Below are 13,482 nucleotides of genomic sequence, written 5' to 3'. Positions count from 1 at the left end.
GGGCGCGCTCAGGCGGGCGTGAGCGTGAAGCGGCCGACGAGCCGCCCCAGCTCCTCGGCGTTCTGCGCCAGCTGCTGCGCCGAGGCGGCGATCTCCTGCGTCGAGGCGGAGGTCTGCTGCGTCGAGGCCGAGACCTGCTCGGTCGACGCCGACGACTGCTCCGCGACGGCCGCCACTTCGGTCATGTTGCCGTCCATCGTCACGGTCCGCTCGGCGATCTGCGCGATCGCCGCGGCGATCCGCTCGACGCGGCCGTTCATGTCCTCGACCGAGCTGCCGATGCGCACGAACGACGCGCGCGCCTCGTCGACGGTCGCGACGCCGCGCTCGATCTCGCCGCTGCCCGACTCGACTCTCTCGACCGCGGCACCGGTCTCGCTCTGGATCTGCGCGACGAGCGCCGAGATCGACGCGGCCGCCTCCTGCGACTCCTCCGCCAGCTTGCGCACCTCCTCCGCCACGACCGCGAAACCGCGACCCTGCTCACCCGCGCGCGCAGCCTCGATCGCCGCATTCAACGCCAACAGATTCGTCTGCTCCGCGATCCCCGTGATCGTGTCCACGATCCCACCGATCTCGTCGGACTTGGCGCCGAGCGAGCGCATCGCCTCCGAGACGCCGGAGGACATCTGCTCCAGCGCGCGCATCCCCTCGGTCGCGCGGGCGATCGCGTCGGCGCCGTCCTCGGCGACCGCGCGCGCCTGCTCGGCCGCGCGGGCGGTCTCGGTCGCCTCCTCGCTGGAGGAGCGGGTCGCGAGCACGACCTCCTCGCTCAGCAGGCGCGCCTCGCCGACGGTGCGGACCTGGCGCTCGGCGCCGGCCGCGACCTCGCCGACGGCGGAGGCGATCTCGCCGACCGCGCGCCCCGACTCCTCCGAGGTGGTCGCCATCTGCTGCGAGGCGGCCGCGACGTGCTGCGTCTCCTGCGTGATCTGCCGCAGCAGCCCGGAGACTCTCTCGCGCATCGCGTTGTAGGCGTCGATCGAGCCCTTCGCGCGGTCCAGCATCTCGTTGAAGATCCCGCCGAGCCGGCCCAGCTCAGCTCCGTCCTCGGCGCAGAGCGGCGTCGTCACGGGCGTGACCTCGACCGTCAGGTCGCCGTCGCGCGCCGCCGTCAGCGCCGCCTGCAGGTCGATCATGCAGTGCGAGCTCATCGAGTCCATCCGCACCACCAGCGCGTCGAGGCACGATCTGTCGCCGAGCGCCGCGCGCAGCTCCGCGCTCATCTCCGCGAAGGCGGTGCCGAGCGCGTCGGCCTCGGACTTCGGCACGACCTCGACCGCGAGGTCGCCCGCGGCGATCCGCCGCGCCGCGTCGGCCATCTCGTCGAGGTAGGCGATCATCGCGCGGAAGGCGTCGGCCGTCTGGCCGATCTCGTCGCGCGATCTGACGTCGATCGTCTGGTCGACGTCGCCGCTGGCGATCCCGCGAGCGGCGGTGACCATCTGCCGCAGCCCGCCGACGATCGTGCGGCCGAGCAGCAGCGCCAGCCCGATCGCGACCAGCGCGCCGGCCGCCATCAGCACCAGCGTCCAGGTGCGGCCGCTGTCGACGGCGTCGTGGACCTTCGCGACCTGCGCGTCGGAGACTCTCCCGACCGCCTCGTTGAGCGCGATCGACGCCTCGGTCGTCGCCGCGAACCCGCTCGCGCCCTCACCGTCGATCACGGCCGCTCTCAGCGCCGCCATTCTCGCCGCGTCGCCCTCGGTCTCGAAGGCGCGCTGGGCGTCGGCGAGGTATCTCTCCCAGCCGTCCTGCGTGCGCGCGAGCGTCGCGCGGTCGGCCGCGCTCGTGAGGTTCTCTCTCACGACCGCGAACGATCTGGCGATCGTCTGCTCGTAGCCGTCGAGCGTCGCCTGCAGTCTCGGCAGGTCGACGGCGGCCGGGTTCGAGAGCGCGACGAGCTGCGCCTCGCGATACATGTGGATGAGGCCGTTGACGTAGCCGAGGTTCTGCAACGTCGGCACGGTTCTGGCGTCGACGTCGGTCGCGACCTTGTCGACCGCGCCGAAGCGTGCGATCGCGACGAAGCCGAGCACGAGCATCAATGCCACGACGATCATGAAGCTGCCGAGCAGCTTCGTACGGATACTGGATTTCATCAGGGCCTCCCCCCTGTTGCGGCGAGATACGCGCGATGAGCCCCCTTCCGAACTCCCCGCGACATTCCCTGTCATCGACACACGGGCAAGTTCCTGTGCGCCAGTTTTCCGTTTGTCCGTGTGCAGTTACATATGTCGGGCAGTCATCAAGCTCGGGGTGCAGGTGGCGATCACCGACTTGAAGTGCACGGATGTGCGATGCCGTTCCACAGTCGACGCTCCACGAACAGGACTATCCGTTGTTCAGGAAGACCACGGCCGCCGCGCTGACGGCGCTGGGCCTGCTGGCGCTGCCGGCGCCGGCCGGCGCCGCGACGACGACCGCCGCCTCCGGCGAGCTGATCGTGCTGTTCGAGGATGGCGTCAGCGCCCGTGAGCGCGCCGCCGCGCGCGATCGCGCGGGCGCGGACTTCGACCGCGGCCTCGGCCTGCCGGGGGCGCAGGTCGTCGCCGTCGACGGCTCGCTCGACGCCGCCGCGGATCGCCTGGAGCGCCAGCCGGCCGTCCGCTACGCCGTCCCGAACCTGACCGTGAACGCCCGTGCGCAGGCGCCCGACGACCCGCTCTTCCCGCGACTGTGGGGGCTGGCGAACGTCGGCGCGCTCACCGCCTGGGACACCACCCGCGGCGCCGGCCAGACGATCGCCGTCGTCGACACCGGCGTCGACCTCGTCCACCCCGACCTCGCGGCGAACCTGTGGAGCAACCCCGGCGAGCTGCCCAACGGCCTCGACGACGACGGCAACGGCCGCGTCGACGACCTGCACGGCTGGGACTTCGCCGACGGCGACGCCGACCCGAGCGATGACCACGACCACGGCACCCACGTCGCCGGGACCGCCGCGGCGGTTGCCGGCAACGGCGTCGGCGTCGCCGGGGTCGCGCCGCAGGCGCGCCTGATGACGGTGCGCGTCCTCGGCACTGACGGGAGAGGCTCGATGAGCGACGTGATCAGAGGCGCGCTCTATGCCGCGCAGGAGGGCGCCTCGGTGATCAACCTCAGCCTCGGCGCCCCGGCCTCCCCCGGCGACACCGCCGCCTTCACGGCGCTGTGGAACGACGTGGCGGCGCAGGCCGCCGCGCGCGGCGCGCTGCTGGTCGTCGCGGCCGGCAACGACGCCAGCGACAACGACAGCTGGCCCGACTTCCCCTGCTCGGCCACGGCCCCGACGATCGTCTGCGTCGCCGCGCTCGGCCCCAACGGCCAGTTCGACGCCAGCTACTCCAACTACGGCGCGAGAAGCGTCGACCTCGCCGCGCCCGGCAGCTCGATCCTCAGCACGACGCGACCGCACGAGGTGCTGCTGCGCGAGCGCTTCGACGGGCCGGGCTTCGCCCCCGGCTGGAGTCCCGGCAGCTGGTCGATCCAGCCGGCGGGGATCGAATCGCTCGGCAACGCCGCCGCCGACAGCGTCGGCGACTACGCAGTCGGCAGCCACAACGTTCTGTACGGAAGTACACAAGCAGGTCCCGGCGTTCACAGAGAGTGCCTGCTGAGCTACCTGGTGCGACACAGACTCGCCGCCGGCGACCAGCTCTGGGTCGACGTCCAGACCGCCGACGGCTGGATCGAACTGGACACCCTGGCGGGCGGCGACGGCTCCACCTACTACGGCGCCGAGCGCGACCTCTACGAGATCCCCGCCGGCCCCGTCGGCGTGCGCTTCACGCTCGACGACGACGGCGCCGCGCCGACCGGTGACGGCGTCTACGTCGACGACGTCGAGATCGTCTGTCGCGGCTCCGTCCACGTCGCCGGCGCGACCGACGACTACGGCACGATGTCCGGCACCTCGATGGCCTCCCCGCACGTCGCGGGCGTCGCCGCGCTGGTGCGCGCCGCCGCTCCGGCGCTGACGCCGGCGCAGGTCGCCGTCGCGCTGAAGGCCGGGACGGTGCCGGCCGGCTCGCTCGCCGGCAAGACCGTCACGGGCGGCCGCATCGACGCGCTGAAGGCGCTCCAGGCAGCCGGCGCCGGCGTCGTCACCCCGCCGGTCGAGCAGCCGCGCGACGACGGGACGCCGCCGCCGACCACACCCCCGCCCACCCCCGTGACGCCCGTGACGCCCGTCACGCCGTCAACGCCGCTCACGCCGTCGAGCCCCGCGCCGAAGCCGCGCGCGGCCTGCGACGGCAAGCGCGGCACGGCCCGCAGAACCTGCCTCGCGGTGCGGCGCTGCGCGACCGTGCGGGGCGCGGCGAAGCGCGCCCTCTGCGTCAAGCGGGCGAAGGCGCGCGGCCGCTGCTGGGCGCTGCCGCGGAAGAGCCGAGCGCAGAAGCTGCGCTATCAGCGCTGCCTGCGGCTGGCGGAACGTGGCTCATCGCGTGCTCGGCCAGCGCGGTGATCGTCAACGACGGGTTGACGCCGACGTTCGCCGGCACGGCCGAGCCGTCGCAGACGAGCAGGTTCTCGTAGCCGAAGACGCGCTGGTTGGCGTCGACGACGCCGTGCTCGGGATCGCCCGCGATCGCCGCGCCGCCGAGGATGTGCGCCGTCGAGGGGATGTTGACCGCCTCCATCAGCGACGACTGCGCGACGCCGCCGGTCCGCTCCGCCAGCCATTCGGCGGTCTGGTTCGCGATCGGGATGTACGTCGGGTTCGGTCTGTCGGCGTCCTGCTCGGTCGTGAGGCGGATCCCGCCGAAGGGCGTTCTCTTCGCCCGCAGCGCGATCGCGTTGTCGAGCGTCTGCATCACCAGCACGATGATCGTGCGGCGCGACCAGCCGTTCGGCCACAGCAGTCTCACGAACGTGCCCGGTGATCTGAGCGCCGCGCCGACCAGCTTCAGCGGCCGTGTCACGCGCGTGCCGTCGCCGACCAGCAGCGTGTACATGAACGACATCGCGTCGCCGGCCTTGCCGTAGGTGACGGTCTCGATGTGGGTGTCGGGATCGGGGTAGATCGAGCCGGAGATCGCGACCCGTCTGGTGAGGTCGTCGGCGTAGTCCTTCGGCACCGTCACGGCAAGGATCGCCTCGCTGTTGGTGCGCACCAGCTCGCCGAGCCGCTTGGAGATCTTCGGCAGCGAGCCGCCGAGGCGGCAGCGCTGCAGCAGTCTGTTGGTGCCGAGCGCGCCGGCCGCGACGACGACGCCGCGCGCGGTCACCGTCACCTTGTCGCGCTCGCGCCAGGCGCCGGAGGGGACGTGCGTGACGGCGTAGCCCTCACTGCCGTCGGCGGCGCCGAGCGGCCGCACGTCGATCACGGTGCGGTCGGGGACGACCTGCGCGCCGCGTCTCTCGGCGAACCAGAGGTAGTTCTTCACGAGCGTGTTCTTCGCGCCGACGGGACAGCCGACCATGCAGCGGCCGCACTGCGTGCAGCCGGTGCGATCGGGGCCCTCTCCGCCGAAGAAGGGGTCCGGCACGGTCTTGCCGGCCTCCCCGAGGAAGACGCCGACCGGGGTCTTTCTGTAGGTGTGGCCGACGCCGAGGTGCTCGCCGAACTCGCGCAGGAGGTCGTCGGCGGGGTCGTCGAGCGTCGTCTGGACGACGCCGAGCATCCGCTGCGCCTCGGCATAGTGCGGCGCCAGCGCCTGCTCCCAGTCGTTCAGCGCCGCCCACTGCGGATCGTCGAAGAACCGTCTCGGCGGGACGTAGAGCGTGTTCGCGTAGCCGAGCGAGCCGCCGCCGACGCCGCTGCCGCTGACGACCGTCACGTCCTTGAAGGTCGAGATGCGGAAGAAGCCCTTCAGCCCCAGTCTCGGCAGCCAGAAGTAGCGCCGCAGGTTCCAGTTCGACTTCGGGAAGTCGCGGTCGCGGAAGCGTCGCCCGCTCTCGAGCACGCCGACGCGATAGCCCTTCTCCGACAGTCGCAGCGCCGAGACGCTGCCGCCGAAGCCCGAGCCGATCACGAGCCAGTCGTAGTCCAGCCGGTTCTCCTCCATGGACTCCACCGTACACGAAGGTGACGCCTGCGTCACGTTTGAACCGCGTTACCCTGAGGCGATGGCCAATCGTCCCGTGATCGGCATCCTCACCTCGCTGGAACGCGCCCGTTGGAGCGTCTGGGACCAGCAGGCCGCCCTCACCCCCACCAACTACCTCGACGCGATCCGCGCCGCCGGCGGAATGGCGCTGATGATCGCCCCCGACCCGGTCCTGACGCAGGACCCGCACGAGGCGCTTGACCTCGTCGACGGGCTGATCCTGGCCGGCGGCAACGACATCGACCCCGCCCTCTACGGCGCCGAGCGCCATCCGGAGACGCAGGAGACGATGGCCGAGCGCGACGCCTTCGAGCTGGCCGTCACGCGCGCCGCGATGGAGCGCGACCTGCCCTACCTCGGGATCTGCCGCGGCATGCAGCTGCTGAACATCGCCAGCGGCGGCACGCTGCGCCAGCACCTGCCGGAGGAGTTCGGCCACCACGAGCACCGCAAGGCGATCGGCACCTTCGACGGCGCCGACCACGACGTCCGCCTCGCGCCCGGATCGCTCGCCGCGCGCGCCGCCGGCGAGGAGCTGCACGGCACCAAGTCCCATCACCACCAGGGGATCGGCAGGGTCGGAAAGGGCCTCGTCGTCAGCGGCTGGGCGACGAAGGACGAGCTGCCGGAGGCGATCGAGTCACGCGACCACGCCTTCGTGCTCGGCGTCCAGTGGCACCCCGAGGCCGACGAGGGCAGCCGTCTGATCGCCGCGCTCGTCGACGAGGCGCGCGCCTACCGTCACGCCCGCGTCGAAGCTCAGACCGGCGTCGCCGGCGGAGCGGCGACGCCCGCGCGCGCGACGTAGCCGACCATCCGATTCGTCAGCGCGTTGAGCTGACGGACGGCGTCGGCCCGCGCCGGCGGCACGTCGTCGAGCAACCGCTCGGCGTTGCCGAGCAGCTCCGGGCCGTTGGCGACCGCGGTCCGCAGCAGCACCCGCGCCGCCTCGCGGACGGCGTCGGGCTCGACCGTCCAGATCGCCTCGAAGAGGCGGTCCTGGTCGGCGACCTCCTCCTGGTCGGGGATCTCCCACGCCGACAGGCAGGCGGCATAGCCGGCCGCGTCGACGACCAGCGCCCACTCGCGCACGAGCGGGACGTCGGGCGCGATCGGCACCTCGATCGGCTTCCACAGCGGCATCTCCGGAGCCGGGAAGTCGGCCAGCACGACGGCCAGCCGGGCCGTTCGCGCCAGCTCCTCCCAGCGCCGCTCGACGTGGCGGTAGAAGCGCTCGCGCTGGAAGGTCGCGAGCACGACCGGCCGCTCGGCCGCGGCCAGCGACTCGTCCTCGATCGCGCGGCTGATCGCGACCAGCGCCCACTTCGACAGCCGCTGCGGGATCAGCCCGGGAACCTCCCTGCGCATCGCGGCGAAGACGGAGACGTCGCGGCCCGACGGCTGCTGCGCGCGCGCGATCGCGGCGCGCATCGCCAGCCCGCGGTCGCGGTCGCGCGCGATCTGCCGGATCAGCTCGACGTCGCGCTCGCTGTAGCGGCGGGCGCCGGCGGCGGTCCGCTCCGGCGTCGGGAAGCCGTAGCGCTGCTCCCACATCCGCAGCGTCCCCTCACCGACGCCGGTCTGCGCCGACACCTCTCCGATCGAGAGCCTCGCCATCATCGCCAACGCTACCGGCCGTCGCGGGGTCAGGCGACCGTGCCGACCGGCGGGTCGGCGATGCCCGTGATCCCGAGCGCCTCGCGCGTGCGGATCAGGCCGAGCCGGATGCGGCTCTTGGCGGTGCCGACGGGGACCTTCGTCGCCGCCGCCACCTCGCGCGCGCTGAGACCCGCGCCGTAGGCGAGCAGGACCGCTTGGCGCTGCTCGCGCGGCGCCGCGCCGAGCGCCTCGATCGAGGCCTCGACGCGCGCCCGCTGGTAGGCCAGCTCGGCGGCGTTGCCGTCGGTCTGCAGCTCGACATCGCGCGACATCCGCTCGGTCGCCGCGTCGGCCGCCTGGCGTGAGCGCCAGCGGTCGAGCGCGCGGCTGCGGGCGACCATCGCGACGTAGCTGGTGAGCGAGCCGCGAGCGGGGTCGTATGCGCCGGGCCGCTCCCAGAGGCGGGCGAAGACGTCCTGCGCGACGTCCTCCGCCGCCGCGCGATCGTGCAGCACGCGATCGGCGGCTCGAACGGCGACAGGGGCCAGGCGGCGGTAGGTCTCGGAGAACTCGCGCGGGTCCCACATGGGGCACTCCTTCAACATGGTGTTGAAGGTAGTTATACGACCAACTTCTGGATCCTAATCTGAAGCTGGCGCGTCGCCACTGCCTTCCGCGAGCGTGCTCGTCACGTACCCGGCATCGGCGATCGCACGCAGCACCTCGTCAGCGTGCGCACGACCGCGCGTCTCCAGCACCAGCTGGACCGCCGTCTCGCGCACGTGCAGGTCGAGCCCCTCGCGCACGTGCGTGATGTCGACGAGGTTCGCGTTCTGGGCGCCGACGAGGCCGAGCAGCGTCGCCAGCGCGCCGGGCCGGTCGGGCACGCGCGTCAGCAGCACCAGCCGGCGCCCCGCCTGCGACTCGTGGCGCCGCGCGACCGACGCCAGCAGGCCCGCGTCGACGTTGCCGCCCGACAGCACGACCGCCGTCGTGCCCTCCGCCGCCGGCGCGACCGCGCCGGAGAGCAGCGCCGCGACGCCGACCGCGCCGGCCCCCTCGACGACCAGCTTCGCCCGCTCCAGCAGCAGCACCATCGCCTCCGCGACGCCGTCCTCCGGCACGACGACGACCTCGTCGACCCACCTGCGCATCAGCGCGACGGTCAGCTCCCCCGGCCGCTTGACCGCGATCCCGTCGGCGATCGTCGGGGTCGCGCGCTCGATCGCGATCGGCGCGCCGCCGGCCAGCGACGCCGGCACCGGCGCGCAACGGTCGACCTGCACGCCGACGACGCGCACCTCCGGCCGCAGTGTCTTCAACGCGGCCGCGACGCCGCTGACGAGCCCGCCGCCGCCGACCGGCACGACGACCAGCCGCAGGTCGCGCACCTGCGCCGCCAGCTCCAGCCCGATCCCGCCCTGGCCGGCGATCACGTCCTCGTCGTCGAACGGGTGGACGAACGCCATCCCTGTCTGCCGCGCGCGTTCGCGCGCCGCCGCCAGCGACTCGTCGACCGAGGCGCCGACGAGCCGCACGGTCGCGCCGAACTCGGCGCAGGCGTCGACCTTCTGGTTGGGCGCGCCGATCGGCATGAAGACCTCGCACGGCAGTCCCCGCGCCCGCGCCGCGTACGCGACCGCCTGGCCGTGGTTGCCGGCGCTGCCGGCGACGACACCGGCCGCCGCCCGCTCGGGCTCCAGCGCCGCGATCTTCGCGAGCGCGCCGCGCAGCTTGAAGGAGCCGGTCCGCTGCAGGTTCTCGGCCTTCAGCGCGATCGTCGCGCCGACCCGCTCACTGAGCGTGCGCGAGCTGAGCACCGGCGTCTCGCGCACGACCTCGGCGTAGGAGACCGCCGCCCGGCGCACCCGCTCCAGGTCGACGGTCACCCCGTGCCTCAGCCCGGCAGCGCGACGATCGCGTCGAGCTCGACGCTCGCGCCGCGCGGCAGTCTCGACACCGCGACCGCCACGCGCGCCGGCGGATCGGTCTCGAAGAAGGAGGCGTAGACCTCGTTGACGGCGGTGAAGTCGTCCATGTCGACGAGGTAGACGGTGATCTTGACCGCGTCGGCGAGCGTCGCCCCGGCGGCGGCGCAGACGGCCTGCAGGTTCTCCAGGCAGCGGCCGGCCTGCTCGGCCGTCGTCTCGCCGACCAGCTCGCCGGTCTCGGGATGGAGCGGGATCTGGCCCGAGCAGTAGAGCATCCCGCCCGCGCGGACGGCGTGGACGTACGGACCGACGGCGGCGGGCGCGCCGATCGCGGTGACGGACTCGCGGTTCGTTGACACGGCTTGCAGGGCTCCTGTGGTGGTGGTGTTCCCGCAACGTACTAGGGTCGAGACATGGCCAACGCGCTCGCGAACGAGACCTCCCCCTATCTGCTGCAGCACAAGGAGAACCCGGTCGACTGGCGGCCGTGGGGACCGCAGGCGCTCGCGGCCGCGCGCGAGCGCGACGTGCCGCTGCTGATCTCGATCGGCTACTCGGCCTGCCACTGGTGCCACGTCATGGAGCGCGAGTCGTTCGAGGATCCCGAGATCGCCGAGCTGATGAACGAGCTGTTCGTCTGCGTCAAGGTCGACCGCGAGGAGCGGCCCGACGTCGACGCGATCTACATGGACGCGGTGCAGGCGATGACCGGCCACGGCGGCTGGCCGCTGAACGCCTTCGCGACGCCCGACCAGGTGCCGTTCTACGCCGGCACCTACTTCCCGCCCGAGGCGCGCCAGGGGATGCCGAGCTGGCGTCAGGTGCTGGAGGCGATCTCCGCGGCGTGGCGCGACAGACGTGCGGAGATCTTGGAGCAGAGCGCGCGGATCGTCGAGCGGCTGGAGGGCGGCGCGCGGCTCGCGCCGAGCGGCGCGATGGTCGACCCGGGGATGCTCGACGACGCCGTCGACGCGCTGCGCCAGAACGCCGACCCGGTCAACGGCGGCTTCGGCCGCGCGCCGAAGTTCCCGCAGTCCTCGGCGATCGAGCTGCTGCTCGCCCATGGTGAGACGACGGTTGCGCTCGACGCGCTGCGCGCGATGGCGCGCGGCGGGATCCACGACCAGCTCGGCGGCGGCTTCTCGCGCTACGCCGTCGACGCCGCCTGGGTCGTCCCCCACTTCGAGAAGATGCTCTACGACAACGCGCTGCTGGCGCGCGCCTACCTGCACGGCTGGCAGGTCAGCGGCGAGCCGCTGCTGCGGGCGGTCGCGGAGGACACGCTCGACTGGGCGCTGCGCGAGATGCGCGGCCCCGAGGGCGGCTTCTACTCCGCGCTCGACGCCGACTCCGAGGGCGTCGAGGGCAAGTTCTACGTCTGGTCGCTCGGCGAGCTGCGGTCGGCGCTCGGCGGCGACGAGGCGCTGCTCGCGACCGCCGTCGAGTGGTACGGCGCCAGCGAGCGCGGCAACTTCGAGGGCGTCAACATCCTCGTGCGCGCCGCTGGCAGCGCCCCCGAGCCGCCCGAGCTGCCGGAGATCAGACGGCGGCTGCTGGCGGTCCGCGACAGGCGCGTCCGCCCCGGCCTCGACGACAAGCGGCTGACCTCGTGGAACGCGCTGACGATCGCCGCGCTGGCCGAGGCCGGCGCGCTGCTGGAGCGCGACGACTACCTCGACGCCGCGCGCGCCGCCGCCGGCTTCCTGCTGACCTCGGTGCAGGACGACGACGGCCGCCTGCGGCGCTCGTGGAAGGACGGCCGCGCGACGCTGCCCGGCTACCTGGAGGACCACGCCTACCTGCTGGAAGCGCTGCTGACGCTCTACGAGGCGACGTTCGAGCCGCGCTGGTTCGCGGCCGCTCGGCGCCTCGCCGACATCACGATCGCGCAGTTCGGCGACGACGAGCAGGGCGGCTTCTTCCAGACCGCCGCCGACCACGAGCAGCTCGTCACGCGCCGCAAGGAGCTGGAGGACACACCGATCCCGTCGGGTCAGTCGGCGGCCGCCAACGGCCTGCTGCGGCTGTCGCGGCTGACCGGCGAGGCCGAGTACGAGCGCCGCGCGGAGAGCGTGATCGCGCTGCTGCACCCGCTCGCCGCGAACCACCCGCAGGCGTTCGCGCACCTGCTGCGCGCGATCGACTTCCAGCAGTCGGAGGTGCACGAGGTCGCGATCGTCGGCCCGGCCGAGAGCGCCGCCCCGCTGCTGCGCGCCGTCCGCGGCGCCTTCCGCCCGCATGTCGTGCTGGCGGGCGCGGTCGACTCCGCCCCCGGCGCGCACGCCGATGACGCGTCCGCCGTACCGGAGCTGCTCGAAGGCCGCCACGCGCTCGACGGCCGCGCCGCCGCCTACGTCTGCGAGCGCTTCACCTGCCGCGCGCCGGTCACCGACCCGGACGCGCTGCTGAGGCTGCTTGGCTGATCTGCGCAACTCGAGCGGCTGCGCGCCGTCTCGGAGTGCATGCGCCTCCCCACGCAGCTCCGCTCGCTCCTCGCCGCCGCGCTGCTCGCGCCGCTGCTGCTGCCCGGTGCGGCCGGCGCCTCGGCGGTGACGGCCGCGACCGTCGCGGAGTACGCGCCGAGAGGCCAATGGCCGTCGGTCACGACGATCACGTGGACGGCCGATCCCGGCGAGGTCAACCGCGTCGAGATCGCTCCCGGCTCGGGCGGCGTGGTGCTGAGGGACGCGGCCGGTCCGATCCGCGTCGGCGGGGAGTGCAGAGCGCTGCCGGACGGCGCGGCGGTCTGCAACCTCGCCGGCTCCTCGCGCACGGTCGTGCTGAGGGCCGGTGACGGGGACGACGAGGTGCGCGTCGGCCTCGTGCCGACCAACGTCGAGATCGAAGGCGGTGACGGCAGCGACTCGCTGATTGCCACGGACGGCCACGGCGCGAAGCTCGACGGCGGCCCCGGCGACGACGTGATCACCGGCAGCTCTGGCAACGACGCCATCGCCGGCGGCGCCGGCGCCGACCGGATCGAGGCGGGAGCCGGCGGCGACACGATCGTCGACGACCCGCCCGAGGGACCGTTCTCGGCTGACCTGATCGACGGTGGTCCCGGGGACCCGAACTCCCCGGGCCAGGACTCGGTCCGCTACCAGCGCACGAGCGCCGTCCATGTCGACCTCGGCGCCGGCGTCGGCGGCGCCCCCGGCGAGGGCGACCGGCTGAGCGGGATCGAGAACGCCGACGGCGGGAGCGGCGACGACGTGCTGATCGGCGACGAGCACGACAACGCGCTCAACGCGACCTCCCCCGTGCCGTCCGCCGCCAAGGGCGCCGACCGCGTCGAGGGCCGCGGCGGCGACGACGATCTGCGCGGCGACGCGGGGGCGCTGCTGTTCGGCGGCGCCGGCGACGACCGCTTCGCGGGGTCGAAGGCGAGCTTCGACGGCGGCAGCGGCGACGACAGCTTCGCCGACCCGAGCGGGCCGGTCCGCTGCGGCGACGGCCGCGACGGCATCACGGGCGCGACTCAGGCGGCGACCGTCGCGCCCGACTGCGAGTCCGTCCAGCTCGCCGACGTGACGGTCGACGATCTGCGCGTCGAGGGTGCGCGGCTGCGGCTGACGCTCGACCCCGGGCGGACGCACTACGCGCCGGGCTGCGGCTTCGCGCTCACGCTGCGCGGCGCCGGCGCCGACACGCGCCTGCTCGCGCGGCGGGTCGTGCCGATGCGCGCCGGCCGCGTCCGCTCGCGGACGGTCACGCTGGTCCTGCGCCAGCCGCCGCGGGCGCTCGTGCGGATCGTCGTGCAGCGGCGCGCCTGTCGCGGAGGGCGAACGCCGCGCGTCGGCAGACCGAGCCGCTATGACGGCTTCCTCTGGCAGCCGCCGGCCGCGACCACCGACCGCACGCTGGCGCGGCAGACGGCCGCGGAACCCCTGCGCGAGCGCCGCCGGGTCGGCTAGGCTCGA

Annotated in this window: 9 protein-coding genes and 1 pseudogene; 4 read left to right on the top strand and 6 right to left on the bottom strand. The window is 73.5% G+C overall.

Annotated elements, in window-relative coordinates; translation table 11 throughout:
- Positions 1-8: 8 nt before the first annotated feature.
- Complete coding sequence (locus R7226_RS08165; protein ID WP_318596575.1) at positions 9-2,102, bottom strand: methyl-accepting chemotaxis protein; 2,094 nt, start codon at positions 2,100-2,102, stop codon at positions 9-11.
- A gap of 191 nt (positions 2,103-2,293) precedes the next feature.
- Here R7226_RS08165 and R7226_RS08160 point away from each other — a divergent pair.
- A pseudogene (locus R7226_RS08160) lies at positions 2,294-3,973 on the top strand (S8 family serine peptidase); the annotation flags it as partial.
- A 346-nt stretch (positions 3,974-4,319) separates the two neighbouring features.
- Here R7226_RS08160 and R7226_RS08155 read toward each other — a convergent pair.
- Positions 4,320-5,990: a GMC family oxidoreductase gene (locus R7226_RS08155; protein ID WP_318596574.1), complete on the bottom strand. Its 1,671-nt coding sequence runs from the start codon at positions 5,988-5,990 to the stop codon at positions 4,320-4,322.
- A gap of 61 nt (positions 5,991-6,051) precedes the next feature.
- Here R7226_RS08155 and R7226_RS08150 point away from each other — a divergent pair, with 61 nt between their 5' ends.
- A complete protein-coding gene (locus R7226_RS08150; RefSeq protein WP_318596573.1) occupies positions 6,052-6,840 on the top strand; it encodes a gamma-glutamyl-gamma-aminobutyrate hydrolase family protein in 789 nt (262 codons plus the stop codon).
- Here R7226_RS08150 and R7226_RS08145 read toward each other — a convergent pair.
- The 4 genes from R7226_RS08145 to R7226_RS08130 are packed head-to-tail and all read right to left on the bottom strand — an operon-like array spanning position 6,792 to position 9,921.
- Positions 6,792-7,649, bottom strand: coding sequence for a DICT sensory domain-containing protein (locus R7226_RS08145; protein WP_318596572.1), 858 nt, complete (start codon positions 7,647-7,649; stop codon positions 6,792-6,794). The two genes, R7226_RS08150 and R7226_RS08145, sit on opposite strands and share 49 nt — an antisense overlap.
- Positions 7,650-7,678: 29 nt before the next feature.
- Positions 7,679-8,218, bottom strand: a complete 540-nt coding sequence (locus R7226_RS08140; RefSeq protein ID WP_318596571.1) for a sigma-70 family RNA polymerase sigma factor — start codon at positions 8,216-8,218, stop codon at positions 7,679-7,681.
- 54 nt (positions 8,219-8,272) lie between these two features.
- On the bottom strand, positions 8,273-9,520 hold the full coding sequence (gene ilvA / locus R7226_RS08135; RefSeq protein WP_318596570.1) for a threonine ammonia-lyase: 1,248 nt from the start codon (positions 9,518-9,520) through the stop codon (positions 8,273-8,275).
- A gap of 8 nt (positions 9,521-9,528) precedes the next feature.
- Positions 9,529-9,921: a Rid family detoxifying hydrolase gene (locus tag R7226_RS08130; RefSeq protein WP_318596569.1), complete on the bottom strand. Its 393-nt coding sequence runs from the start codon at positions 9,919-9,921 to the stop codon at positions 9,529-9,531.
- A 54-nt stretch (positions 9,922-9,975) separates the two neighbouring features.
- Between R7226_RS08130 and R7226_RS08125 the strand changes: the two genes are divergently transcribed.
- A complete protein-coding gene (locus R7226_RS08125; RefSeq protein ID WP_318596568.1) occupies positions 9,976-11,985 on the top strand; it encodes a thioredoxin domain-containing protein in 2,010 nt (669 codons plus the stop codon).
- A gap of 39 nt (positions 11,986-12,024) precedes the next feature.
- On the top strand, positions 12,025-13,476 hold the full coding sequence (locus R7226_RS08120; protein WP_318596567.1) for a calcium-binding protein: 1,452 nt from the start codon (positions 12,025-12,027) through the stop codon (positions 13,474-13,476).
- Positions 13,477-13,482 lie beyond the last annotated feature (6 nt).

The sequence above is a fragment of the Conexibacter stalactiti genome (assembly GCF_033542075.1).
Taxonomy (GTDB): domain Bacteria; phylum Actinomycetota; class Thermoleophilia; order Solirubrobacterales; family Solirubrobacteraceae; genus Conexibacter; species Conexibacter stalactiti.
Note: the sequence above shows the minus strand (reverse complement) of the source record. Positions and strands in the feature narration are given on the sequence as shown.